The organism is Leucothrix mucor DSM 2157 (genome assembly GCF_000419525.1).
Lineage (GTDB): Bacteria > Pseudomonadota > Gammaproteobacteria > Thiotrichales > Thiotrichaceae > Leucothrix > Leucothrix mucor.
This window is the reverse complement of record NZ_ATTE01000001.1, coordinates 1639329-1665437: the sequence shown is the minus strand read 5'-3', so window position 1 is coordinate 1665437 and position 26109 is coordinate 1639329. Positions and strand designations below refer to the sequence as shown.

26 protein-coding genes are annotated in these 26109 nt (G+C 47.6%); 5 read left to right on the top strand and 21 right to left on the bottom strand.

Translation table 11 applies throughout. The features are described from left to right. Nucleotides 1-13: 13 nt before the first annotated feature. From LEUMU_RS0107405 to cmk, 4 genes are all read right to left on the bottom strand, one after another. A complete protein-coding gene (locus tag LEUMU_RS0107405) occupies nt 14-1162 on the bottom strand; it encodes a hypothetical protein (RefSeq protein ID WP_022951647.1) in 1149 nt (382 codons plus the stop codon). A gap of 40 nt (nt 1163-1202) precedes the next feature. After that, nucleotides 1203-1511, bottom strand: a complete 309-nt coding sequence (locus LEUMU_RS0107400; RefSeq protein WP_022951646.1) for an integration host factor subunit beta — start codon at nt 1509-1511, stop codon at nt 1203-1205. Between the two features lie 195 nt (nt 1512-1706). Then, nucleotides 1707-3371, bottom strand: coding sequence for a 30S ribosomal protein S1 (gene rpsA, locus LEUMU_RS0107395; RefSeq protein ID WP_022951645.1), 1665 nt, complete (start codon nt 3369-3371; stop codon nt 1707-1709). A gap of 167 nt (nt 3372-3538) precedes the next feature. Next, nucleotides 3539-4216 carry a (d)CMP kinase gene (gene cmk / locus LEUMU_RS0107390; protein WP_022951644.1) on the bottom strand — a complete coding sequence of 226 codons (678 nt, stop codon included), beginning with the start codon at nt 4214-4216 and terminating at the stop codon, nt 3539-3541. 143 nt (nt 4217-4359) lie between these two features. On the opposite strand from cmk, the gene LEUMU_RS0107385 reads away from it, so the two are divergent. Next, the gene (locus LEUMU_RS0107385; protein WP_022951643.1) at nt 4360-4746 is read left to right on the top strand and encodes a rhodanese-like domain-containing protein; all 387 of its coding nucleotides are present in this window, start codon (nt 4360-4362) and stop codon (nt 4744-4746) included. 10 nt (nt 4747-4756) lie between these two features. Here the strand turns inward: LEUMU_RS0107385 and LEUMU_RS0107380 are convergent, their stop codons facing one another. The 7 genes from LEUMU_RS0107380 to LEUMU_RS0107350 form a co-directional block, all read right to left on the bottom strand. Next, a complete protein-coding gene (locus tag LEUMU_RS0107380) occupies nt 4757-6034 on the bottom strand; it encodes a motility hub landmark protein FimV (RefSeq protein ID WP_022951642.1) in 1278 nt (425 codons plus the stop codon). A 155-nt stretch (nt 6035-6189) separates the two neighbouring features. Continuing rightward, on the bottom strand, nt 6190-7854 hold the full coding sequence (locus LEUMU_RS0107375) for a FimV/HubP family polar landmark protein (RefSeq protein WP_022951641.1): 1665 nt from the start codon (nt 7852-7854) through the stop codon (nt 6190-6192). Nucleotides 7855-7864: 10 nt separating this feature from the next. Further along, a complete protein-coding gene (locus tag LEUMU_RS0107370) occupies nt 7865-8215 on the bottom strand; it encodes a roadblock/LC7 domain-containing protein (protein WP_245570688.1) in 351 nt (116 codons plus the stop codon). A gap of 35 nt (nt 8216-8250) precedes the next feature. Beyond that, complete coding sequence (locus tag LEUMU_RS0107365; RefSeq protein WP_022951639.1) at nt 8251-8907, bottom strand: hypothetical protein; 657 nt, start codon at nt 8905-8907, stop codon at nt 8251-8253. Further along, nucleotides 8904-9449 carry a GTP-binding protein gene (locus LEUMU_RS0107360; protein WP_022951638.1) on the bottom strand — a complete coding sequence of 182 codons (546 nt, stop codon included), beginning with the start codon at nt 9447-9449 and terminating at the stop codon, nt 8904-8906. Before LEUMU_RS0107360 ends, LEUMU_RS0107365 begins: the two co-directional genes overlap by 4 nt. A gap of 10 nt (nt 9450-9459) precedes the next feature. Further along, nucleotides 9460-10776 (bottom strand): hypothetical protein, encoded by a 1317-nt coding sequence (locus tag LEUMU_RS0107355; RefSeq protein ID WP_022951637.1) that lies wholly within the window; start codon nt 10774-10776, stop codon nt 9460-9462. A 16-nt stretch (nt 10777-10792) separates the two neighbouring features. Further along, nucleotides 10793-11488: a hypothetical protein gene (locus LEUMU_RS0107350; protein WP_022951636.1), complete on the bottom strand. Its 696-nt coding sequence runs from the start codon at nt 11486-11488 to the stop codon at nt 10793-10795. 295 nt (nt 11489-11783) lie between these two features. Between LEUMU_RS0107350 and LEUMU_RS25095 the strand changes: the two genes are divergently transcribed. Continuing rightward, nucleotides 11784-12167 (top strand): bactofilin family protein, encoded by a 384-nt coding sequence (locus LEUMU_RS25095; RefSeq protein ID WP_022951635.1) that lies wholly within the window; start codon nt 11784-11786, stop codon nt 12165-12167. Nucleotides 12168-12206: 39 nt separating this feature from the next. Here LEUMU_RS25095 and ampD read toward each other — a convergent pair whose 3' ends face one another. Beyond that, complete coding sequence (ampD, locus tag LEUMU_RS25090) at nt 12207-12812, bottom strand: 1,6-anhydro-N-acetylmuramyl-L-alanine amidase AmpD (protein WP_022951634.1); 606 nt, start codon at nt 12810-12812, stop codon at nt 12207-12209. A gap of 446 nt (nt 12813-13258) precedes the next feature. On the opposite strand from ampD, the gene LEUMU_RS0107330 reads away from it, so the two are divergent. Beyond that, nucleotides 13259-15007 (top strand): sensor domain-containing diguanylate cyclase, encoded by a 1749-nt coding sequence (locus LEUMU_RS0107330; RefSeq protein WP_022951632.1) that lies wholly within the window; start codon nt 13259-13261, stop codon nt 15005-15007. Nucleotides 15008-15095: 88 nt separating this feature from the next. On the opposite strand, the gene LEUMU_RS0107325 is transcribed toward LEUMU_RS0107330, so the two are convergent. The 7 genes from LEUMU_RS0107325 to cobU all read right to left on the bottom strand — a co-directional run bounded on the left by LEUMU_RS0107325 (nt 15096) and on the right by cobU (nt 20705). Beyond that, a complete protein-coding gene (locus LEUMU_RS0107325) occupies nt 15096-15311 on the bottom strand; it encodes a TIGR02450 family Trp-rich protein (protein ID WP_022951631.1) in 216 nt (71 codons plus the stop codon). An 18-nt stretch (nt 15312-15329) separates the two neighbouring features. Then, a complete protein-coding gene (locus LEUMU_RS0107320) occupies nt 15330-15716 on the bottom strand; it encodes a hypothetical protein (RefSeq protein WP_022951630.1) in 387 nt (128 codons plus the stop codon). 7 nt (nt 15717-15723) lie between these two features. Continuing rightward, on the bottom strand, nt 15724-17415 hold the full coding sequence (locus LEUMU_RS0107315; protein ID WP_022951629.1) for a vWA domain-containing protein: 1692 nt from the start codon (nt 17413-17415) through the stop codon (nt 15724-15726). A gap of 19 nt (nt 17416-17434) precedes the next feature. After that, a complete protein-coding gene (locus LEUMU_RS0107310; RefSeq protein WP_022951628.1) occupies nt 17435-18145 on the bottom strand; it encodes a hypothetical protein in 711 nt (236 codons plus the stop codon). Nucleotides 18146-18625: 480 nt separating this feature from the next. Next, nucleotides 18626-19465 carry a D-hexose-6-phosphate mutarotase gene (locus tag LEUMU_RS0107305; protein ID WP_022951627.1) on the bottom strand — a complete coding sequence of 280 codons (840 nt, stop codon included), beginning with the start codon at nt 19463-19465 and terminating at the stop codon, nt 18626-18628. A 97-nt stretch (nt 19466-19562) separates the two neighbouring features. Beyond that, a complete protein-coding gene (locus LEUMU_RS0107300; protein ID WP_022951626.1) occupies nt 19563-20096 on the bottom strand; it encodes a toll/interleukin-1 receptor domain-containing protein in 534 nt (177 codons plus the stop codon). An 87-nt stretch (nt 20097-20183) separates the two neighbouring features. Further along, a complete protein-coding gene (gene cobU, locus LEUMU_RS0107295) occupies nt 20184-20705 on the bottom strand; it encodes a bifunctional adenosylcobinamide kinase/adenosylcobinamide-phosphate guanylyltransferase (protein WP_022951625.1) in 522 nt (173 codons plus the stop codon). Between the two features lie 359 nt (nt 20706-21064). On the opposite strand from cobU, the gene LEUMU_RS25085 reads away from it, so the two are divergent. Both LEUMU_RS25085 and LEUMU_RS0107285 read left to right on the top strand, forming a co-directional pair. Beyond that, complete coding sequence (locus LEUMU_RS25085; RefSeq protein ID WP_022951624.1) at nt 21065-22213, top strand: SH3 domain-containing protein; 1149 nt, start codon at nt 21065-21067, stop codon at nt 22211-22213. Between the two features lie 194 nt (nt 22214-22407). Next, nucleotides 22408-23160 carry an SH3 domain-containing protein gene (locus tag LEUMU_RS0107285; protein WP_022951623.1) on the top strand — a complete coding sequence of 251 codons (753 nt, stop codon included), beginning with the start codon at nt 22408-22410 and terminating at the stop codon, nt 23158-23160. Between the two features lie 31 nt (nt 23161-23191). On the opposite strand, the gene LEUMU_RS25080 is transcribed toward LEUMU_RS0107285, so the two are convergent. Next, nucleotides 23192-24691 carry a DEAD/DEAH box helicase gene (locus LEUMU_RS25080; RefSeq protein WP_157474280.1) on the bottom strand — a complete coding sequence of 500 codons (1500 nt, stop codon included), beginning with the start codon at nt 24689-24691 and terminating at the stop codon, nt 23192-23194. A gap of 64 nt (nt 24692-24755) precedes the next feature. Further along, nucleotides 24756-26084, bottom strand: a complete 1329-nt coding sequence (locus LEUMU_RS0107275) for a GH1 family beta-glucosidase (RefSeq protein ID WP_022951621.1) — start codon at nt 26082-26084, stop codon at nt 24756-24758. Nucleotides 26085-26109 lie beyond the last annotated feature (25 nt).

The window sequence follows — 26109 nt, the reverse complement described above, 5'->3', positions numbered from 1 at the left end:
CTGTATTAAAATATTAGACGTGGGCCACTTCATCCCATTGATTACACGCTGGGCAGCGCCATAAGAAATCATGCATTTTGTAGCCGCAAAAACGGCATTGGAAGCCAGGCTGTGTTGACAGATAGTTACCCATCGACTTTTCCAATAGCTCTAACGCTACCGGCGCTTCTACAGGCTTTTGATCACGGAATAAGCTGACTGCTTTGCTGATGGTCCGCACATTGAGCTGTTTTTGGCTGAGTACGTCGGGTAATTGTTCTTTTACTTTATCGCTTACGCCATGCTCAATAGCTAAGCGTAATGTGAACTCCAATACTTTGACGTCCTTACACTCTTCGTACACATCAAAGAGTTGATCTTGCAGTTGAGTGATAATACCTGCTTTTTCATAGGCATTGACCATCGGCTCAAAGATCATTCCCAGCAAGCGCGGTGCTTTGTGAGCGATATCGAGATAACGCTCGCAGGCTTGTGGGTATTCTTGCTGTAGCACATTCATGCTGGCGAGCAGTACTTGAGTGCGAGTAGATTCCGGGCAGACTTCGCCGGCTTGAGTCAGGTATTCAGCGCAGCGGTGTAGGTGGCCTTTATCCAGCTCTTGCTCGGCAAGTTCACAATAGTAATTGGCAATTAGATTGGAAACATCTTCGGCTTTCAGGCGCTGGACTTCTTCGGTGACCTGAATTGCTTTAACCCATTCCTGAGTTTGCTCATAGATAGCGCGTAAGGCCTCGCGAGCTTCGATATCTTCACTGTCACTTTGCAGTAACTCATTGAAAACTCGCTCAGCGCGGTCCAACATGCCAGCAGCCAGGAAGTCCTTTCCCAGCGCTAACATGGTGACTGTCTTTTGCTCGCGGCTTAGCGTTGCTCGCCCAATCAGGTTTTGATGCACGCTAAGGGCGCGATCAACCTCACCACGATTACGAAACAGATTACCTAATAACAAGTAAGTCTCAGCGGTGTATTCATCGATTTCGGGGCGGTTTAAGAAAACATCCAGTGCCTTGTCAGGTTCTTCGCTTAAGAGGTAGTTTACCCCTTTAACAAAGTTATCAGACAGTGGACGTTTTTCGGGCGCTTTGCGTTTGCTAGTTTTTCCGGAAGCTCGCCACCCGGAATAAAATGCAATGGGTAGCAGTAAAAACAACAGCTCATTCATGGATAAGCGACCTCTCGGAGTTGATCTTAGCAGGTGAGATTTATTGCTCGCGAATTGGGAAAGTATCCTTGGAGGCATCAACCCGGTCGCGCAATGCTTTACCTGGCTTAAAATGTGGGACATGTTTCGGTGACAAATCTACAGTCTCACCCGTTTTCGGATTGCGGCCACGACGGGCAGCACGGTGATGCAGAGAAAAGCTGCCAAATCCTCTGATTTCGATACGCCCACCTGATGACAAGGTATCACTCATTTGCTCCAGCAGAATTTTAACTGATGATTCCACATCACGAGCACTGAGGTGACTTTGTTTTCTGGAAAGGATATCAATAATTTCGGATTTAGTCATACAAGGTGTCCTCCTGACATGATTCGCTTAGAGTTTACTACGACTCTATACAAATTAATAGAATGAAAGTTAATAAGGGTTTGAATTTCAATGAAAAAAGCCGATCATGCATCAGCATAACCGGCTCTTTTTAATAAGTCAGATCGTTATAAAACGGTCTATCTTATCGGGGTTTTCTACGTAGTGATTACGTAATTACTCACCCATTTGCTCTTTGAAGATATCACCCAGTGAAGTACCTGAAGAAGAGCGATTGCTGTACTCTTTCATTACTTCAGCTTCATCCGCGAATTCCTTCGCTTTGATAGACAAGTTGATAGTGCGGCTCTTACGATCCACGCCCATGAACTTAGCTTCAATAGCTTCGCCAACTTTCAGGATAGTACCAGCATCTTCAACACGCTCACGAGACAACTCAGAGGCGCGTAGTGAACCTTCGATGCCATCGCCTAAGTCGATTTTAGCCATCTTAGGAGTCACTTCAACCACAGTACCTTTCACGATGCTGCCCTTAGGGTTAGCTGCGAAGAATGCTGTGAATGGGTCTTGATCCATCTGCTTGATACCCAGAGAGATACGCTCGCGCTCAGGATCAACAGCCAGAACGATTGCTTCAACTTCATCGCCCTTCTTGTAGTCACGAACTGCTTCTTCACCCGGAAGACTCCAAGAGATATCAGACAAGTGAACCAGACCGTCGATGCCGCCGTCCAAACCGATAAAGATACCGAAGTCAGTGATTGACTTGATGTTGCCTTTAACGATGTCGTTCTTGTTGAATGACTTAGCAAACTCATCCCAAGGATTCGCTTTACACTGCTTCATACCCAGAGAGATACGACGACGTTCTGCGTCGATGTCAAGGATCATGACTTCAACTTCTTCGCCCAGTGTTACAACTTTAGATGGGTTAACGTTCTTGTTAGTCCAATCCATTTCTGAAACGTGTACCAGACCTTCAACGCCATCTTCGATTTCCACGAAACAACCGTAGTCAGTCAGGTTGCTCACCTTACCGAACAGGTGTGTGTTAACCGGGTAACGACGTACCAGATCTTGCCATGGATCTTCACCCAACTGCTTCAGACCCAAAGATACGCGGCTCTTCTCTTTGTCGAACTTCAGGATCTTAACATCGATCTCGTCACCCATTTGGATGATCTCAGAAGGATGCTTAACACGCTTCCATGCCATATCTGTGATGTGCAACAGACCGTCGATTCCACCCAAGTCGATAAATGCACCGTAGTCAGTCAGGTTCTTAACGATACCTTTAACTACTTTGCCTTCTGCCAGAGTTTCCAGAAGTGCATCACGCTCTGCGCTGTACTCTTCTTCAACTACTGCACGACGTGATACAACCACGTTGTTACGACGCTGATCCAATTTGATCAGTTTGAATTCTAGTTCCTTACCTTCCAAGTAAGTTGTGTCACGTACAGGACGCACATCAACCAATGAACCTGGTAGGAATGCACGAATATCGCCCAGCTCAACAGTGAAACCACCTTTCACTTTGCCGCTGATGATACCCGTAATGATTTCGTCATTTTCGAGCGCTTCTTCAAGAACTTCCCACGCACGCAGACGACGAGCCTTCTCGCGAGACAACTTAGTCTCACCGAAACCATCTTCAACGCTTTCCAGTGCAACTTCAACAACATCGCCACGGACAACAGTCACTTCGCCGGCTTCGTTCTTGAACTGCTCAGCAGGAATAACGCCTTCAGATTTCAGGCCTGCGCTTACGGTAACAAAATCAGCAGTTACTTCGACAACGGTAGCGTTGACTAAAGAGCCTGGTGTCATCTCGATAAACGTTAGACTCTCTTCAAATAACTCTGCAAAACTTTCGCTCATGGTATAAAACCTTAAATAAATATAGACGACAGCACCCTGCCTACGTCGGGGTTGAGTTAATTTTTTCCAAGACAGTATTATCTGGAAAAACAAATCAGCTTACACGGCTAAATGACTGATAAAAAAGAAAACGTAGTCAACAGGGCGTTATGCAGTGCTTGCTATTATTATGGTTTGCGGGATTCGAAAAATGACAAAACTCTTGCCACTACTTCATCGATCGTTAGCGCGCTGGTATCAATTGTTACCGCGTCGCTTGCCGGACGTAAAGGTGAATGCTCCCGATTCATATCGCGGGCATCACGTTCCTGAATATCACTTACCAAGCCGGCGAGATTAGCATTAAGCCCATGATCTTTCAACTGTTTCAAGCGTCTTTGTGCACGAACTTCGGCACTTGCCGTGAGATAGACTTTAAGCGGTGCTTGCGGAAAAACGACTGTTCCCATATCTCGCCCATCAGCCACCAGACCGGGCGCTGTGGCAAATGCACGTTGGCGTGTTAGCAAAGCATCACGAACCTCACCAACTGCGGCGACCTTAGAAGCCGCCTCCCCCGCGGTTTCGCTGCGAATGGCTTGGCTGACATCTTCACCTTCCAGAATGGTCAGTACGATGCCCTCAGGTTGCGCCTGAAAGGTCACATCTAAATTAAGCGCAATCTGAGTTAAGCCGTCAGGATCGTCAAAACTGACCTGTTTTTGTTCGGCAGAATACGCCACCAAACGATACAGTGCACCGCTATCCAAAATATGCCACCCCAAAGCGGATGCAACCCGCTCTGCAATAGTGCCTTTTCCCGAACCTGCGGGGCCGTCGATAGTGATTACTGCTGCTTCAGTCATAAGTCTTAAAATGATGCGATTGCCAAATAAGCCAATTATGGCGCTTATTAAAGGCTACAGGCAAACACTAAGCGGAACTATTTAATTGACAATATAAGTATTTGCTAATACATTAATTTAAAATTTAACCATGAGGACTGACTATGTCGGATAAAACATTTAGAGGGATGATTGCGGAAGCGCTATCAAATGTAAAAGAAGTGGATATTGATCAGGCAGAGAAATTGATGGCACAAGGCTATCGTATTTTAGACGTTCGCGAGCCGGGTGAGTATTTGAATGGAACCATTAAGGGCGCTTTAAATGTACCTCGCGGCTTGCTCGAAGCGGCTGCGGATATTGACTTTGAAGGTGCTAACCCTGCTCTTCGTGATGGTCGAGATGATAACTGGTTAGTGTTTTGCCAAACGGGTGGACGTTCAGCATTGGCGACTCAAACCCTACAACAAATGGGATTCAACTCTGTGACTAATGTACATGGTGGGTTTTCTAGCTGGTCACAAGCGGGTAAGCATGTCGACCAGCCATAATCGCTTGGTGTTAAGCGGCCTGCTTTAACAAGCGGGCTGCTTTACGTTGCTGCATTTCACTGCCTGTTTCCATGACTTCTTCCAAAATATTGCGCGCCGAATCAAAGTCAGACACTTCCAGATAGGCTTCAGCCATGTCTAGCTTAAGCTCCACTTCCAGCGAGCCCTCATCAAACATTTTGAAGACATTTTCTTCAGGAATTTCAGGGTTAATCTCTGGGTCGATGTGATCGGTATGGCCACTTAGTAAATCATTGTAATTCGCCGGAGTGGAATCATTCAATGCATCCGTTGGCTCCGGCTCTGGTGAACGGTTTTTACGGCGTGTCGCAAGCAAAGTGATCATCATGACAGACAACAAGGCTCCGCCAACAATCGCCATCCAGAGTGGAAACTGAAGTTTGCCGTCGAAAAAGCTTAATTGGTATTCTTCAGATTTCTCGCCGAAGTAATTAACGCCCGGCTGAGTATCTTGAAGTAAATGATGTAGCTGACGGTTTTCCTGAGTTAGCTTGGTAATCGTCTCGTCAGCTTGCTGCTTTAAAAAGGCGTTATTTGCTAATTCAGTATTGGCTTTTGAAAGCTCACGGCGTAAGGATTGCGTCTCGTTTTGAACTGCTTCGAGGCGATCTTGCAGAGCACTTAATTGCATCACTTCACCCGATGCAAGCGGTACACCCTGCTTACCTTCAAGTAGTTTAGTCAGGCGAGAAATTTCAATATCTAATGCGCGCAACTGCTCATCACTGGCGCGGCTATTGATTTCTAACTGCTTAATAACCGCTTCTAAGCGCTCGGTTTCCCGCTCAAGTTCAGCGACCTGACTGATTAAGCTGCTACGTTCGGCCTCCAAAAAGACTAAACGTGAACGCATTTTATCCGTTGGCAAATCAGCAGAGACAGTCTTCGCAATACTAACAGGAATACTGCGGCTATTGGCAATGGCTACCGCAGCCGCTTGTGCGCCGGGAGTACGAAAACGGGGCTCATTAACTAGCCACTCATCGCCAGGCAATGTCAGTAAGGCATTTAGCTTTAGCCGGTTCATATTGCCGCTAATAAAGGCTTGGGGATTCTTTTGTACGATGTCGCGCATTAGCTGTATCGTGCTGCGATTGGGGCCTACATAAAAACGATTAACAATCTTCCCCAGCGTGTCCTTCGATGCCACCGGCCCATAAACCTGATCGGCAAAAGCAGGTGAACTTAAGCCTGCGATCAAGGCAAAGGCTAAGCCACTGGCGAGTGGTTTAAGGGAAATGTTTTGAAGGGAAGTAATCATTGTCATTATTGTTATGCTCCAGACAGGTGCCAACGAGTTGTTTCGATGGCTCCGGAATTTGTGCGAGTTATTATTTTATTTTGGCACGAATCATGCCTGACAATGTATCACCAGTCTTAGCAAAATCATTTAAAAACAGACTAACGGTATTTTCTAGCGAGTTAAGCCAGTCGGCTCAGTAACTTATTGGCTGTGGCAATTTGCTCAGTCGAGCCTTCTTGGCGCACTTCCTGCAGTAGCTCCGCTGCCGCTGACTCATCATCAAGCTCTAAATAAGCTTCTGCCATCGCGAGTTTTAGCTGCCCTTCTTGTAATTGCTCTGCAGTGTATTCCGACTCGGTGGCTTCCGGCTCGTTTGCAGTTTCTGTACTCGAGATGATGCTTGGGTCTAATACGGCAACACGAGAAGCATCACGTCTTGGGGGTACACGTAAGCTTTCTACATCAGGGTCTTGCAGCTGAGAGGCTCCGGTGCGGAATACCAATTCCGCTGCCGGCTCATTCTCGATAATTGGAGTAATCTTCGGCGATGCAATGACTTCATCATGACGTTTTCTGCGCCCTAGTAAGGTCATTAAGCTGGTTAAGGCCAGTGCCAAAGCGCCAAGTAGTAAGCCCCAGAGCGGTACATTGACTGACTGCTTTAAATCATCAACCGAGCGAACACTAAATGGATCGAAGGCGGTGGTTTGAGTCAGCGCTTGCGAAGCTTCAGTAATGATTTCAGTACTGCTGTTTTCCTGAACAACTTGGGTTGAAGCCGCTGGAGCCTCACCCGTTAATGCCGTTGCATCAATGCGATCATTCAGTGTGGTGATTGTTGTTTTTAATTCGAATATTTCTGCTTCGTAACGTCGTACCGTTTCATCAAGATCATTGAGATTTCCTTCCATGGCCTCTTGAATCGTGGATTTCTCAGCGATTGCATCACGTAAGTCTGCCAACTCACGCTCTTTTTGAGTTTGGATTTCCCGTATGGTGTGCTCTAACTCGGCAACACGGCGACCTTCTTTAGCCAGTATTTCAGGATCTGGCGCTGCCGCTGATTCGCTTTCAGATGTTATATCTCTATTATCGTTAGCTGGCTCACTGCTACTGATATCAGTATTGATACCAGCTTGCTGAGCACTTGTCGCGGCTTCTTCTGACGCCTCAACCTTCGCCTGAGCGGCAGTAGCTGATTCCAATGCTTCAGCCTTATCCGCTTCGGCCTGCTTAAGTTGCTCACGTACCGTATTTAATGAGCTTTCAGCCGATAACAACTGACGATTGACCTGCCTGTTTTCGGTTTCTAGCGCCTGCAGTTTGCTTCGAAGCTCATCCGTGTTTTGCTCCAGCGTACTTAATTCATCTTTCAATGAATCCCGTTCGCGACGCAATTGAGATAGGTCCTGACGGAGGCTGCTCAGCTCGGAAGTATTAGAAGGTGATGGCGTGACAGGCGCGCTGACCACAGCACGTGGCGCAGGTCGGCTTGACTGCGAACTCACCAGGCGGCTCACCGCATCAAGATCAATGCCACCATTTTGCAGCTGACTGATTGCAGGATCAGCTGGCAAGCTTAAAATCACACCCTGCCGCAACCGCCCAATATCACCATTAATAAAGGCGCCGGGATTATTCCGGACAATCGCCTGCATAATGGCTTGATCAGATAGCGGGCTGACCAGATAATGCCCATTCACAATATCGCTCAGTGTTTCACCGGGGCGAACAGGACCATAATTGGTATCTGCATGCGCCAATGGCAAGCTAATAGAGGTAGCCAGTACCGCTAAACCTAGCGCGCGTTTAACACCTAAAGCCACGTGTGAATGGGTTGTCATTAGATTACCCTCAAAGAATCTTGGCGATGCTTTCGGCAGCACGCTTCACATCTAAGAAGATCAAACCTAAGCGTGCATTTGGCTTTGCCAATACGGTAACAACTGCTTCATGGCCCGCATGCGTCATTAGAATGTAACCGTGGTCACCTTTGATTAGGACTTGCTCCAACGTACCGCGTGCCAGCTCCTGAGCTGTACGATCACCCAGTGACAACATTGCCGCACTCATTGCGCCAACCCGATCTTCATCCATCGATGCCGGTAGCAAAGCCGCCATCATCAGACCATCTTTTGATAGCACAGCTGACGCTTCAATGTCAGCTGTTGACCCATTCAGGTCGCTCAATATCGAATTTAACATTTCCGCACGCATATCCCTTTCTCCGGTAACGTATTTTAATTTAGCTGTAATGGGCTTGTTGAGCCGTAGCGACGCTCAAGTGCCCAGATTAATTGTGTAAAAGCTGGTTGATTCAATTGTGGCATCCCGCCAACAATCAAGGTAAAACGATCTTTACCTATGTATAATGGCCAGAAGCCAATTTCACTATTACCCGCCGCGTCAATCAATCCCCAGGCGCGTTGGCGGTAGCCCAAATTTCCTTTCAATACATCTTTATGGCGACGATAAATAGCGCTCAAGCTGGCACTCAATGCGGCTAGCTCTTCAGCGGCCTCATGAGGAAAGCCAGAGCTGCCTAGATACAAGCCCTGTCCCTCAGCCAATACGGCACGGCCATCACCCGATAAGCGCTGCAAGATATCCGGAAGCATGCTTTCCAAGCTGCCAGCCGGAGCCGCTTCTTTTTTTGCCTGACCATAAATAAAGCCGGCATCTTGTAGTAAATGCACAAACTCCATTGTTTCGGTTTGATCATTCAGGCCGCTTAAGTCTTGCGCAATCTCTAAATTAAAGGACGGTGTCTCATCGGCGCTCAATAGGCGACGCAAGAATTGCCGACCAAACTCGTCTGCATCATCCTGAACGGCATAAAAGCTGCCACCGGGAGTGACTCCCATGAACAGTCCTTCGCTTGAAACGTATTCACTCATGTTATTTCTGCTCCCGGTGCCAAAGAGATCAGCATCGCCTGTACTAAGAGAGACACATCGTCACGCTGACGGGCATCAATTTCAAATACGGGTGCTTTGATTTTTAACTGATCCAGCCACTGACGGTAATCGTTCACCGCTGGCACACGATGCGTGTCCATACGAGTGATACCAACCACCAATTGCTGTGCCTGAATAAAGTCGCGAAATGCGTGGGTGTAAAATTTGAGGTCTTGCTGTGGGTCTTTGCGGGAGTTATCCAGCAATAACACCAGACCAATGCCGCCTTCAGTGAGAATGTCCCACATAAAGCTAAAGCGTTCCTGACCCGGCGTGCCGTAGAGGTGTACCCGCTCTTCATCGCCAAGCTTAATCATTCCATAATCCATGGCCACTGTGGTCGCTGGTTTACGGGCTTTAGCCATGTCGGAGGCTTGCTCGTCAGTGGTGACAATTTCGATATCACTGATGGAGCGAATGGCGGTTGTTTTACCCGCACCGACTGGACCAGTGAAAATTATTTTCCTGTTAACGGTACTCATAATAGTGTCATTACCCCCCAATCAACCGTTTCAATAACCGCGAGAATAGGCCGCGCGGGGCTTCGGTGGTACGGGGTACGGACTTTTTCTTAATCAACTTATCAGGATCCTGTTCGATCAAACCTAGGGCATTTGCCGCATTATAAAAGGAAAACACATAGCGTTGCGGGATATTTAATGACCTTGCAACCTCAAATGCGCTAATGGCTGCGACAGACCACTGTGCGGCAATCGACATAACGTGCGGAAAGTGCTCAATTCGGGTCAGTCCTGGCCAGTGCCGTAAGCCCACAGCCTGCGTTGGATCAAGTCCCCGAGATAACAATCCCTGTGATGATAATAGTGCGCTACTCCAGAGGAAAGCTTCCAGGTCGTATAAGGCTGAAACCTGCTGAGCGATCATGTCATTGAGCTCATGAATCTCTTTAGTGCTAAGGATGTGCATCTTGCCGCCCTGTCCTGCATTGCACTCTCTGGTCAGGCGAATAAACTCATCACTGTAAAGATCTACCGCGCAGAACACCCGATGTATTTCTGGTAACACATAAATTCTAAGTTGTGGGAAATCCAGCATCACGCCTTGTTGGCATTGTCTGGCTAATCTCACCGCATCTTTTAAGCTGGAGAGGAAAAAACGGTCATCGCCTTGTAGTTCTTCCACATCCGTTGTGGTGGGCACATCATCTCGTTCACCACACAGATCAATCCTGCGCTGAGTTTGTTCGGACTCTGAAAGTAATGATTTGCGATAAGCCACCGGTATTGGTGCAGACGTTGAGTCCGCTGCCGCCTCTTCCTTGGCATCTTTAACCAGCGGTAAATTAACCGGTGCTGTGGCAGGTTTCTTTTCTGGTCGCTGTACGGGAGGTGCAAATCGTGTTGTTTGCTCAACCGGTTTAGCGGGAGCTTGTGACTCAGTTGGGGTATCAGTTACCGGGCTAACTGGTGCTTCTGAAACTGCGGCAGGCGCTGGATCAGAATGACTAATCCCATCACGCAACTGCACTTGAATTTTTTCAGCAGCTTCCAGCAAAGCACGGCTGGTCAGTGGCTTTGCCAGCCAGATCACATTATCCAGCGCCACCGGCGCAATGGACAGAATTAAGGCAGGCTTTTGCCAATCCTTATAATCCACTTCAAAGCGTTGACGTGCTGGCGGATAATCATAATCAATGATCAACGTATTCGCCGCTTGCTGGCTGTCCACCTGCTGGAAAATATGCTGTCCGAGTTTTGTAAAAAAGAAATCGAGAATTGCCTTGTTATGGGTGCCTACATCCTCAAGACACACCTTCAAAGTCATATTCTGCTTGGTTTCAACCATCATTAGGTCTCTGTCAATGTTACTTAGTATCCGGATCGGGCAGATTCCATTCCGCACCCGGTTCACGTCCCTGCGACTGCAATAGCTGCATCAAGCGTGATTGACTTTCATAATCTTTGGTGTAGCTATAAACACGCAGCAATTCTTGCTCTGCGCGCTCATCCCCTTCGGGATTTAATAGCTCCTGCTCCAGTAATTCCTGAGCCGTTTCAAGTTGCCCGTATTCCAAACAATCCAGCGCTTCCTGGTAAAAACTGGTGTAGCTGCTTTGTACTCTCGCGGCCTGCACAATCAATGGCTGAGGTGCTTGAGCGACGCCAGTGGCTAGCACTGAGCCTGGTAGAAAGCGGCCATCATAACTGTGCTCAAAATCGTGGGTTAGCCAATTGGAGAAATAGGTTTGATCAGCCTCAGAGAGCCTTTCACGCACTTGCTCAAATACCAAGCCACGCAGCTTTAGCCCTTTATCTTTCAAGGCAATGAATAAATCCTGCAACACACCGGGCAGGTTATCTTGGTCTTGGCTAGCTAAAACGCGTTGCACTTGCGCACGAAGATCCAGCGGATACCGCTTTACATGGTGGGCTAAATGTTTACGACATGGGGGTGACGTATATCTAGCATCCAGCTGTAACGCGTTAAGATTATCCATGCTGAATGTGGCAGGCAATTGGCAGACGTCCAGCGCATTTGCGGGTAAACGGCTTACATTCATATGAGTTTGTTACCTAAAATCCTGATTGACACTCAAGGAGTTCTGGAATGTGACTGTCGTGACTTTATAAGAAAGGTAAATAAAAAGATACACGCAAGGTGTTTTTTCACACACGTTTTTCAGTCCCGCCAAGAAAGCATTGATAATAAAAATCATCCGGCTTTATACTGCACAGCCATCTATAAACACATTAAATCGATTTATTGCTGGCTTGTATCGCCACCGTAGCACTAAGCTTTGTTAGTATAAATCGACAAGAAAAAACCGTTTAAATCGCCCAAAGGCCTGCGCACTCATGTTCGGAAAAAAGACTAAACCTGCCCCCTCTCAACCTAAAAAACAAATCGCCTCGCAGTTAGAGCCTGATGTCAAATTAGTGGGGGATATTTCCTTTTCTGGCCTGTTGCAGCTCAAGGGAAATATTTATGGGAATGTGATCGCACCGGCAGATTCTGACGCAACCTTGTTGGTTGAGCCCAGCGCAACGATCACGGGCGAAGTGCGAGCGCCGTACATCATGGTGAAAGGCAAAATCACGGGTGATGTATTTGCTCGCCGGATTAATCTAAAACCCGGCGCGATTGTGATTGGCAATATTCACTACGATGATATCGAATTAGAACAAGGTGCTAACTTGGCCGGACGTTTGATCTCGACCAAGGATGATGCGGCTAGCTAAAACCGCATCACTTCTGCAAGCCATTCATTATTTTGCAGATTAGCTAATGGCAGTCTGCTCAGTATCATTGGGTAACCCCGCCTCAGCTGGCAACTTAAGCGCTAAAGCCTCGCCAACTCTATCCCATTCAAAAAATGGACCGGGATCAGTCTTGCGACCCGGAGCAATATGCTCATGACCGGTAATCGCTTGTTTTTCAAGGCTGGGATACGTTTTCTGCAGTAACGGGACGAGCGTATTTAACGCAGTATATTGCGCATCCGTAAATGGCTCGGTGTCAGTACCTTCCAGCTCAATGCCAATCGAAAAATCATTGCACACTTCCCTACCCTGAAAGCAAGAAACACCCGCATGCCATGCCCGAGAATGGAACGGAACATACTGCACAATCTCGCCATCCCGACGGATTAACACATGACTGGAGACGCGCAAATGATCAATCTCCGCAAAGAACGGATGCTCGTTGGCGCATAGGCAGTTAGTGAATAGCTGGTCGATATAGTGCCCACCAAATTCATTCGGTGGTAAGGAAATATTATGGATAACGATAAGTTTGATATCGTCCGGATTGCTGCGCTCATCAAAATTGGGCGAAGCCACAAAGCGTGCGTTTGATAATAAGCCGGATTGTTTGCAGATATTCAAGTAAGGATGCCCCGATCAATAAAATGTGTTTGGTCCAGATAAAAAACCGGCTCAGATCGGAGACCGAAGTGAGCCAGAGGTACTGCTAGATTGGGGATGTTTAGAATAGGCATAATACAGCCACCGATCAAGGATTTTCTGCTTTTATTGCTTTTTGTTAATGCATCATAGCGATATATGATAATGCATATATTGCCATGGCGGCCCAGGATTGAAGTTGCCCAGAAATCAGTTGATCAAAGCTTTGATCGAACCAATCCGCAACAGCCGGATGGAATGAATACTTGCTCATGGGCTGAGTGTACGCCTTTTGTTTTAATCCGGTCATATCCCTCAATAGATCGATTGTTTTGATGCTTTTCTTACCGCTTATCCTGTGTACTTGACCCCAAAAGTGATATATATTTAAACAACATTAGAACAATAAGAAAGGCACTTTTCAGCACATGGTTACCCTATTTCCAGACTTTTTTGAAAAATCGATCAGCCGTTTAGTCATCGCAAGCTTTGTTATTGTGCTGCTGCTTCCGATTGGTTTTTTCATCAATAGTTTGTACCAACACTCTTGGGATCAGGCCGAACAAAGCATGCTGGAAAAGCACCATTTAATCTCTTCGGCACTAGTTGAGCCATTAAATTTTTTTATTGCCTCCCGTCAGCAATCACTGCGTATGGTCGGTGCTAACATTGTTCACGCTTTCTCAAAGCCCTCTATTATCGATAGGAAGGCGGCAGTCCAAACTATTTTAGATAGCCATTTTCGAAACTTCAGCGACATGGTTGCACTGTCATTTGCTCCCGGCGCAGACTCCAAAATCCATTGTGTTGCGACCAATCAGCTTGGAGTTGATCGTGAGTTTAGGCCCAATTATGACGATGTTTTGGCTCACCCCATTAGCAGTGCCGTTCCAGAGGCTTCAGAGCCTGATTACTTATCGGCAGTATTTAAAAGTAGCGTGACTAAAAAGCCAGTTGTGTTGTTGAAGTATGGTGTACTGGACGAAGACGGAAAGCTGCTAGGCACCTTATTTTCCGAGATATCATTGTTCAATATCGCCAAGATGTGCTCAAAAATTAACTTTGGTGTTAAAGGTCACTGCGCGATTGTGGATAACCTAGGTCAGGTGGCTGCACACCCCAATAAAAACTGGGTTAGTGACATTCGTGATATATCAAAAGTTAGTATCGTTAAAAAAATGATGGCTGGGGAATCAGGTACTACTGAGTTTTATTCACCTGCACTGCAAGCTCAAATGGTCGCGGGCTTTAGCGCCGTTCCGAAGCTAGGCTGGGGCGTTATGATTCCTCAGCCTAAGTCTGAGCTGGTCTATACCTTCAATGCGGTACGCAATAACACCCTGCTTTGGCTACTGGCGGGGGTACTTATTGCTGCATGGGTGGCATGGCGCTTATCGGTGCAAATTGTTAGCCCAATTAAAGAGCTTATCGTTAGAACTGAAAACCTGGAACACCGTCGTGATTCATTCAGTCTGGGCGCAATTCCTTACAACAGCCCCAAGGAAATCAAAAAGCTATGGCGCTCATTCTCACGTTTGCTAACCGGTTTGCAAGCCTCAAATAAAGAGATTAAGCGGCTTAATGTGTCGCTGAGTCAGGATATTGAAAAAGCGACTGAAGCATTGCTGGCCAAGAATAAAGAGTTGTATGAAGTCAGTATTTTAGACCACCTAACATCACTGCCTAACCGACGCTATTTCAGCAACCATTTGGACGAAGTGCTATCTCGCAAAACGCGCGAGTCTATCGGCGTTATATTTATTGATGTTGACCACTTCAAGTCGATTAACGACCAATATGGCCATGAGATCGGTGATGCCGCGTTGATTCATTTAGCAGCGATTTTTAAACGTGCCGTTCGCAAAGAGGATGTACTTGCACGTTTGGGTGGGGATGAGTTCGTTATTTACATTCACTCGGCTGACCAGAAAACCTTGTCGCGAATCGCTGAAAGCATCCGTTACTTAACACAAACTACGCCACTTAAAATACCGGATGGTGATCTCAATCTAACCTTATCGATTGGCACAGTTCATCATATTTCAGATGGAAAAATGGCGGTAAAGGATTTCTTCAGGCTGGCAGATCAAGCCATGTACGCTTCCAAAACGGATGGGCGTAATAAGGTAACTCATTATGCTTTTGGCCCTGCGGAGCGCGAACCAGTCAACGATTAGGCTTAAGGTCAGTGGCTCATTGATAAGGCAATAAAAAGGCCTTGTCAGAAACAAAGCCTTTTCCTAGTTATACTGGTTGCGTAGCGGTTTACTTCCAGCCCTGCAGCCATTGCTCGCTGTCTTTTAAGTCCTGCCACTCAATCGGCGTGGCGCGCTTTGATAGCACGGCTTCGATCAGGCAAGCAATAACAACGCCCTCCTCATCAAACTCCACCTCTGTCACCATGAAATGCTTTTCACGGTTTAGTGGATTAACCGCAGTCCATTTGCTATTAAGCAGCTTCTTAGGATTGATCGTATTCATAGGCTTATCTGTAAGTAATTAAAACTTCACTAAGGTCCAACCCGGAGGCTGAATCGAGCCATCGGATAGCAGAATCTTCTGCTTGGCCAATGAGCCTGTATAGCGATTCAAGCTCTCCTCAGTCATGCGTCCAAAGGCAGTGCGAAAAATCACTGATTGCGACTTCAGCGCATCCAGCTCGCCCAGCATGGCCTTATCAGTACCGACAATCACGGTTTGATAGCGAGAGCTTGATTTCAAGTCACTGATCCAATCATCCATATCCGCAAATTTCGGCTTCATGGAGTAGGAAGTATCAACCACTACCAGTACTTGGGACTGATGTGAGCTGAAGTACCAATGACCGACACCCCAGCTCGCAACGTGTAGCACAATAAATAGCGAAAACACCTTCAGTAGTTTCATAGTGAAATTACATCTCCGAGTTCAGCAAGTTACCAATTCGGTAAGAGGCAGAGCCAGTGCTTGATTCAAGATAAGCCCCTTCTGCCAAGCTGGCCAGCGAACGTAAGTGCTCTGAGCTAAGCTCATAAGCGATCGTGTGAATTGGAATGCCAGACCATTCTAATGTTGTCTGGATATCAGCAAAATCAACGCCACGGTTAGTTTCGCCATCCGACAGCAGGAAGATGACTTTCTTATGATCCGGGTTTTGCTTACCAAACTCTAATAACAGTTCAGAAGCGACCAACACCGCATCATTCGTTGCGGTTCGCCCGCCAGTGGTTAAGCGCCCTACTGCGCCGTTAAACAACGCCTTTTGCTGAACATCGAATGGACGGATAAATAAATCTACATTCACCTTGTCACTGTAAGTAACCAAGCCGATGGCATTGGTTGAGCTGATCAGATCAGAGGACTCGGCCAAAGCGAGCTTCAGGTTTTTAATTCGTGTGCCTTCCATTGAGCCGGAGACATCCGCAACAAATACTGCAGCAACTGGGCGACCGCCAGACTTTTTCAATTTCCAAAGCTTCTGTGCCTGTCCAATAATCGAGCCATCTTTAAATGCATAAGCATCTTTGTAATCACTGGTTTTACCAAAACCAAAGCGATCAAAAACTGACTGCTGGGATTCAATAAACTCAGCAAATAGTTTTAACACTTCGCGCTCAGCAGGATCGGCTTCAGGTGTTGCATAAAGTGGGCTGTCATGGCGTACCCCGAATGGCAAGAATTGATAGTCGTTCATGCCGGAGACATTTACCCAAGTCTGATGCTCCATCACTAAGGCATCCAGCACCCCACTACCTTGCGCGGCATCACGCATCTGGATGGTGTTTTGCGCGACAAATGGCACACCCGTTTGGAACGCTTCAAAGGCGCTTGCCACATCTGGTGACAGCATTTGTGACTCATCGCCTTGAGCAAAGGAGTTCAATACAGTCAGCAGGAAGTTAAGACCGGTACTGGATTGATAAGGATTGGTGTAACCCATTGCAAAGCTGCCGCTACTTACATTGGTCAACAGCTTGGCGACATCCAGTTTGCCATCGGTGGCAATCATATCCACCTTGGATTTTTTAACGATAATGCCGGCGGTATTGGGTGCAGTGACTTCCGCAATCGTTTCCAGTGGCACACCATTGGCATTCAGCAAATCAGCCCAAAGCTGGCTACTTGGCGAATAAGCATCCGGCATATAGCGGCGCGCTTGCATAAACTGAGCACCTAAACCCGATGCCATTTTACGAATCGCGATCTTAGCCTGCTTGCCATTACTAATGGTTTTGCCTTGACGATTAAAGGCTTCTGCCATCTCAATATAGAAGCCATCACGCCCTTGCCCGGCTTTCTCCGAGGACGTGAAAATCTCTACCGCCTCAGTACGCATATCATCCCGCGCATTTAGTGAAATCGGGTACTCTGCCAAGTCTGGCAACATAGACAGTAGATTGGTTTTAGTCAGCTGGATATTGGCGCGAACCTGATTCTCACGATAAGTCGGTTGAACCGTCTCGGTGACCAGTTTCTTAATGTTCTCTGCGGCTTTCTCAGGAGAATCAATTTCGGTGGTACAGGCGTTCAGAACGATAGCCACCGTACTAACTATAAACAAAGTTGAAAATCGTTTAGCGTGACGGGTGAAGCGTGGGAGTGACATAGTAAATTCCTGTGCTTTATTAGCGATCATTATTAGCAATTTGGGCCAGAGCAACCAGTCGGGCCAAGGCATCGGTTCGCTCAAACTGGCTGAAGGAGCGGATATTGGCGATCTCAACCGCTGTTTCAGTCAATGAGTGGAACAATTTATTATTTTCTTCCAGTAGCTTATTCATGCGCTGCTGTTGCTCATCATAGAGCTCGGTTTGTTTATCGTGGCGTTCTTGCTGCTGGCTGGTTCCGATCTGTTCTTGTTGGCGGTAGTTGCGCGATAAGGATGACATGCTGTGGCTCACCGCCGTAATATCGGCCAAGTTTTGAATGGCATGTTTTTGAACGGTACGCGCAGCACTTAAATAAGTAACCGGGCTATTGGGTTTGCCAAAGAAGCGAGTCTCTACCACCGAATGATAATCATCAATGATGTCATTGAGTACATCGGCCTGACGAATCCCCTCATCAAGCTTCAATTGCTTGAGTTCGGTTTTAATGTCTTTGAGCCGTTGGCTCATTTCGGCATGTTCTTTGGCTTCCCGCTCCTCCAGCCACTCCACATCATCTGACTCGGAGTAGCCCGCGAAGCGATAGACTAATGGCACACTGAGGACTGCCACAGCCGCGACCACAAGGTACAAGCCGGTGGCCATTAGGTTGCCTTGAAACCACCAGAAGAATGCAGCGAGTAAAGGCAGCGAGAACGCTGCTGCAATTAAGGTATAGCGTTTAATCATGCCTGAAGTGTCTCACGTTCAAAGATTAGTGTCATTATAGCGGGCTTACGCCATATCGGTTTCGGCCATTTTTGGCGTAGTAGCTTTGTCACTTATTCACACATACCGTTCGTCGGCGACGAAATGTCAAGACCTTTTAGGGTGTAAATGTGCAATATTGTAAAGCACTCTAAGTTATTGATTGTAAGCGTAAAAAAATAAATGAATAAAAACTAATCAATCTGCTTAGAGTCTGATATTTAAAGGTCTGAAGCGGCTTTTTGAAACACTACTAACAGACTTATCCACAACTTCTGTGGACAAGTTTGCAGACTACCGAGTCAAGCGAAAAACGGCTCATTTTAGCTAAAAAACAGAAATAATAGACTTGCCAATTGCTGTTTTATCTGAAAATTGAGCCTCTCTCATTGCTTTATAATTAGTCAGATCGGCGCATATCCTTGCGTAGTATAATTCCAATAATTGAGTTTTAATTTTACACTAAGAGATGGTCTGTTCCAGCACATGAACTTCGCCAGGCTCCAAGGTTTTTCCCTGAGTGACTGCGGTTTCTACGCACAACATACCCAGATAACCATCATCAGCCATGTCGACAAGATCTGCCGAACGCTTAGTCCACGGGTTCCAAACCACCAAGCTGTCATGCCCAACGGAGTCCACCGTCGTTTTACCATCGCCCTGCGCAATGCTCACACGACCTACAGGGTTCAAGTGGATGCGGTCAGTCTCTTCGCTAAAGCGATACGGTTCCGGCGTTGGCAGAATGGCCCAGTTCTGCGTTTTATCAGAATAGTCGCCAGACAAGCCTTGCAACTCAGTGTGATTAATATCAAGCACATCAAAATACGTATGCAGGGCACCGTTATAAGTAAACGCGGTATCGCCGGTATTTTCAGTACTTAATGATACGGATAAAGAGTCGCCAACCCGAATGGTCAGCAATAAGCTGGCAGACCCTTCAAAGCCTTTGCCGGCCGTATCGGTCAGCTCCAGTGTAATTTCGGTAAATAATGGCTCGTCAGAGGCATTAATCACTCGCCAGTAGCGCTTTCTGGCATAGCCATGTGCTTGTAAGTCGTCATCGCGGCTACCAAACCAAGGCCAGCAGACCGGAATACCACCGCGAATAGATTTACTGCCATCGAAGCGTGCCGTCTCGCTAACCCACAGCCGCTCACGGCTATCATGCTTGGGCTCAAAGCTCAGCATGTGGGCACCCCACAAAGAAATTGAGGCGGCTGCAAATTCATTGTCGATCTCAAGAACTTCTATTACATCAGAGCGTTGAGACAATGTCACACTCTCGGGCATTACAACCATAATCAACTCCTGGGAAATTTATATCTTCCCTAGTGTATTCGGATTACTGGCAGAGTAAAACCAAAGCACACAAAAATACGGCGATAAACGTATTCGGCTAACTACTGACGGTATTTTTACGGCGTCCGGCTGCGCGCTGTTCACGCTTCTGGCGCGAAGCTTCACGACGAGCTGACTCCGCTTTGAGCCGATTCTCTCGCTCTGTTGCCGCTTGCTTGCGCTCTAATAAGGTCGGTTTGCTCGGTTCGCAGCGGCTGGCAACAAGCTTGAGTAGTGGTTCTAATACGCTATCTAATGAGCCTTCATCCCAAGCCGTGACATCTACAGTGGGAGCGATGCGCATGGATTCAGGAATAACGACCTCACGATGCCGTAATGACAGCAAGGTATTATTAGCCATCGCCGCTTCGCTATCGTTTAATACCCAGTAATCCTCTACTGAAGTCTCAGACCAGATACTCAAAATACAGCGCGAGGCTTGCATGGCTTGGCCATTGCTTTCATAAAAATCTTGTCCGGGTACAACGGTACTATTCCAGCAGACATCGTAACCGGCATCATCCAATCGTGAGGCCAATAAAGAGACCCAGTGTCGTTCTCGAGTGCCATAGCTTATATACAGGTCAGACATGGCTAAACTCCCTTATTATTAGTGGTAGCTGAATGATAACGCCATAAAACACGAATCAATCAATCATCAGACGGGAGGCCATACCGTTTATGCCTTTCCTTTGAATGCCATCGGCAAGCCTGCAACCACCAATACCACGTGATCTGCAATGTGTGCGATATCCTGATGTAAGCGACCGGCAGTATCGACATAGTCCCGTGTAAGCGAGCCCATTGGGATAATGCCCATACCTACTTCATTACTCACTAGAATGATCTCCCCCGGCAGTGTTGCTAGCGCCTCAAGAAAGTCTTGCGTCTCGCCCTTAATATCAACGGCCTCCTCCGCACATAATAGATTGGTGATCCACATGGTTAGGCAGTCAACAAGTAGCGTAGTGTTTTCACTGGCATGACGCTTTAAGGTCTCAGCCAATTGCAAAGGGCTTTCAACGGTTTGCCAATACTCAGGACGGTCTGCCTGATGTAATTCGACTCGGGCTTGAATAGCTTCATCTCGCACTTCGGCAGTGGCGACATACACAACCGTCTGCGCCGCGGCTTTAGCCAGATTTTCGGCGTAGCGGCTTTTGCCTGAGCGAGCACCACCTAGTACTAATGAAATTGACATGCTTACCTCGTTGATAAATGGCTATTTTTAATAGCTTCGCATCATAGCAGCTTCATTTTCCAGATCATCGATTAACCTAATAACTTCAGGCCAAGTTATTAATCAGCTGGCTTCTTATTGCCCGCTCAGGGAACCTCTGGTCGGCATAGGGAGTCGGAAATGACAGACTAACGGCATTAAAAGCACATTGATTATTATGTGCTCAGAGCATCTTGGATAAGCGCATAAGTTTATAACAAAGTCCGTGCAAACCTTTGATACTACTTGCTTAGTGCTATAAGATAAACGCTCAAAATGTACAGTAAGTTACCGAGTTGACTGACTAATTTAATAAAACCGATATCAGGGAAGGAACATTTATGAATGTTATGAGCCGATTAAAGCAGGTAGCTTCTGTGTCTACCATTATTTTCAGCCTCGGCATGGCGCCAATGAGCCAGACAGTGGCTGCCGAGCGTTACATCGTCTCAGGCGTTGCGAGCTGGGATACCCTGAATATGCGCAGCCAGCCAAATGCTAGCAGCACCATTATTGGTGAGATTCCAGCATCCGGCAGCAACGTAACCAGTAATGGCGAAAGCACTCAGGTTGGTCGTAGTACTTGGGTAAAAGTGGCTTACAATGGTGTCAGTGGTTGGGTTAACAAGCGCTATCTGGCGACTGATTACAGCTACAGCGCAATTCCTGCGGTAAAAACAGCACCAAGACCTGCGCCGACACCACTGCCAGCAACGGTTAATCGCTCAGGCATTAGCATTTATGCCGCAGGCTCATCAACATCCACTAATACCGGCGCGACCCGAAGTGTCTATGTTGGCCCTGGCGCAGGTTTGCCACCGATTGTTAGCAAGCAACGCCCAGCCCCAGTTTATGTTAACCGCACACAAGTAGCAGCTGCCAATACTGCAAATACGCATAGCCACCCTGCTAACCGTTGCACACGCTCGGTTTCTCATACGCATCCAAACGGTGCTAACCAGCATTCACATCGCTACAGTTGCCAAGGCCAAGCTCAACCAGCAGCGCGTCCACAAGTGCAAGTACGTGCAGCGAATGTGAACCAAGGCCAAACTGCGGTTCGTGTTACTCAGGCGGGTTCACACACTCATCCACGTAACCAATTTACCAATGCAGTAACTCACAGCCACCCAGGTGGTACAGCGGGTCATAGTCATAACTATGGCGGTCAGCGTGCAGGAAATAATGCAGCGACTCAACAGCAGCAAGTTCGCCAGCAGGTTACAGTAGCGCAAGGCGCACTCGTGACTCACATTCACCCAGCGACACAGTATAACCAGCAAGTGACACATACCCATGCTGGCGGTGATGTGATTCATCCACATGACTTCCTGATGCCTAGAGCTGCGGTACAGACTCAAGCGCAGCAGCAAGTTCAAGTCTCTGCTAATACACATACGCACCCTAAGAATCAGTTCACCAACTCAGTGACACATACCCATTTAAACGGTGCTAACTCGCATAACCACAACTATGGCGGTGCTCGCTAATTGCCTGTGGTGTTGGGGTCGGTCATCACGCTTTTATGACCATTGGTCAGTGTTTAGCGGGTGACGGAATGACTCAACTGGTATTAATTTAAGCACAAAACTAATACCCCCGTATGTCAGACCCCAATATAGCCCCGGCAAGATGGATCTTGTTTCGGGGCTTTTTTTGTCTATCAATAATAAGGATTGTTTATATGAAAAGCATTCGTACGATCAAACAGGTCTGCCTGATGGCTGCGGGCACGCTACTGAGCTTTCAAATGGCTCATGCCTCCATGTTTCAAATTGCAGGTGTTGCCAATTGGGACTCTTTAAACATGCGCGCAAAGCCCGGCGCATCGGCTAGCGTGGTTGGCAAAATCCCAGCTAATGGTCAAAATATCCGCCATCTCGGAAAGCAAGTTAAGGTGGGTAATACCACTTGGGTAAATGTGATCTGGCAAGGCCGAAATGGCTGGGTTAGCTCTCGTTATATTCGCCCAATGCAAGCGGCTAGTGCGCCAGCCCCTGCCCCCAGACCTGCTGCGCCAGCCTCTCGTAATACGGCTAATGCGCAGCCACCTGCAGCTCAGCCGCAAGCGATACGCCCAACCACTGCGCGAACCCCGGCTGTTAGTAACTCTAAAGGTAAATGGGTATTAGAGTGTGGCGATCGCAGTCCATTCTGGCGGGTAGTCGTTCACCCTAAAGCGTTGGATGTGAATAAGCACGGCCAAGCTATCGGCATGCTGCCAATTACCTATGAGAAGCAGAATCGTAACCGCTGGAATACGGCAATGAAGACGGTACTGAAAGCCACCAATGGCCCATTCAGCACTAACATGACCATCAAATACACCAAGCAATGCAACTACACCTTACGCAATGAGCGTGTGCATTATTGGGTTGAAGCCAATTTGGATGGGGATACGTTTAAAGGTTGCTGTCGTGCAGTGCGCATCGAGTGATGCCACACTGCACTGTGCCTAAGGCGATTAATTAATCGTCGTCGGAGTCCGGCATACTCTTGTAAAAAGATGCGCCGGGCTTCTTTGCTGCGACCGGCTTATCAGAAGCTGGTGTAGCTGGAGTCGATTTTTTGTAAGGGCTGCTAGAAGTGCTCGTCGTTTTGGCTGAGCCATACACTGAGCTGCTTTCCGACTCCGTCTTTTTATTCGGGCTAGTCGATTCAGATTTGCTTGCTGCAAGATTAGAGCCAAATGGCTTTTTCTCGCGACGACCTTTCTTCTCCACTTTACGCTGCACCTTGCGCTTTTTACCAATCACTTTCTTCGGCTTTTTACGCGCAGGTGGTGGCGGTGCAACAGCATCTGCTTCAAAGCCTGGAATCGTCTCACGTGGGAATTGCTCACGGTAGAACTTTTCAATCGCTTCAAAGTGCGTCATTTCATGGTGCGCAACCAGATTGATTGCCTGACCGGTTTTACCGGCACGACCAGTACGACCAATCCGATGCTGATAATCATTCGCCTGGCGTGGTAACTCGTAGTTAATTACACAATCCAGCGAACCAATATCCAAGCCACGGGCAGCGATATCGGTAGCCACCAATACACGCAAATCACCCATTTTAAACTTAGTAAGCGCTGCTTCGCGCTGATCAGTAGGAATATTGCCGTGCAGCGCCAATACATCAACCCCTAACGATTTCAACGCTGCGACTAATTCATTACAACTGGTCTTCGTGGTGGCAAACACCAGTACTTGTTCCCAGTCATTCTCTTTTAACAGGTAGTTAAGCGCATGGATCTTATCCCGCAAATTAACCACGGCAACGTGTTGGTCAATCAGGATTTTAGGGCCTGCTGGTACATCGATAACTTCTGGGTTGTCCAGCACCTTACGCACTAAGTCACGAATGGAATCCGGGAATGTGGCCGTAAAGAATAGGTTTTGGCGGCTGTTTGGCAGGTGGCGCAGAATCGTTTCTACCTCATCCTGAAAATCAACGCTGACCATGCGATCAACTTCATCCAGCACCAAGGTTCTGAGCTTGTTAAAGACTACCGCTTTGGCAGAGATCAAATCCAGCAAGCGAGCCGGTGTCGCAACCAACACTTCAACGCCGCGTTTTAACACCGTGACTTGATGCTCAATATCACCACCGCCATATACACAAGCGCAACGCACGGTTGGGCGCATCTCGGCACCGAGTGCCGCAACCACTTCTGACACTTGTAAGGCCAGCTCACGGGTTGGCACTAAAATCAACGCACGGATATGGTGACCACGAGCGGCTTGCAACCCTTCTTCGCGGCGCTGAGAAATCAGCTTTTGCAGGAGTGGCAGCACATACGCGGCGGTTTTTCCGCTACCGGTTTCAGCGCGGGCCAGCACATCGCGGCCTTCGATGATTTTCGGAATACTACGCCCCTGAATCGGCATAGGACGCGAAAATCCCTGCGCAGTAATCGCAGTCAGCAATACGGGATCCAGCTCAAAACGAGCGAATGGATGAACTTCAGGTATAGTAGGCATGGTATTCACAGTAACAATCAATCAATCGCTCATTCTACCGTAAAGCTGACCGCGATATCAGTATTTAACGCAAGGCTTTCTGCAATGCCAGATACGAATCTTTTGGTGTGCGTTTTAAGCTGTCAAAATCAACATGCACCAGCCCAAAGCGCTTGTCATAGCCTAGCGACCACTCGTAATTATCCAATAACGACCAGATGAAATAGCCTTTAACCGGCGAACCATCATCAATTGCGCGCTTCACGGCAGCTAAGTGTTGATTCAAATATTCGATACGTGCCTGATCGGATACAGCGCCATTAGCCACTTCATCGTAAGAAGCCATGCCATTTTCAGTCACATAAATGGGTAAGCCTTTGGTGTATTCACGATCAGCCCAGGTTAGGAAATGATGTAAGCCATCGGGGTAGATTTCCCAGTCCATGGCAGTTTTTGGCAGTGGCCCCGGAAATTCCTTGTGGTATGGGAACTGATTAGTGCCATCTGGCCCAATTAATTTACGGGTGTAGTAGTTCACGCCGAGCCAATCAACTGGGGTGGCGATCGTTGGGAAGTCATCGGCATAATTCTTGGGTAAGTGAGGCTCCAAGCCTACTAAGACATCTTCAGGGTATGCCTGCTTAAATACGCCACCTAAGAACCAGCGGTTATAAATCCCATCATAAAGATCCGCTGCGGCAATGGCCTCTTCGGAGTTGTCCGCCGGTGTGGCGTATTCAAAGTTCATCACCACACCTAAGTTATCCATGCCTAAACCACGCATGGCTTGAATCGCTTTGCCGTGGGCTAGCAGGATGTGATGCATGGCGCGGCTGGCTGCACGAATGTCTTTAACGCCCGGTGCATGATGCCCAAGAAAGTGACTCAGCCACGCAATACACCAAGGCTCATTAAAAGTCGCTGCCGCTTCAACACGATCACCAATGCGCCCCATAATGACTTGTGTGAAGTCCGCAAACCAATCCGCGATATCACGGTTACGCCAGCCGCCCATATCCAGTAAGGCACTGGGCAATTCCCAATGATATAGGGTGGCATAGGGTTTGATATTGCGTTCCAGTAAGCCATCTACTAACCGGTCGTAATAATCCAATCCATCCTGATTTACCTGTCCGCGTCCTTCTGGCATCACTCGCGACCACGAGGTTGAAAAGCGATAAGAGTCCAAGCCCGAGCCTTGAATTAAGTCTAAATCTTCCGCCCAGCGATGGTAATGGTCACAGGCACGTGAGCCATTTTCACCCCGCACCACATTGCCCGGCGTGAGCGCAAAGTCATCCCATTGTGAGGGGCCGCAACCACCAAACTGACTACCTTCAATTTGATAGGCTGAGGTTGCTACGCCAAATTCGAAACCTTCGGGAAAATCTTTACGTGTGAATTCAATAGTCATGGTTTTATCCGTTTTCTAAAATTGG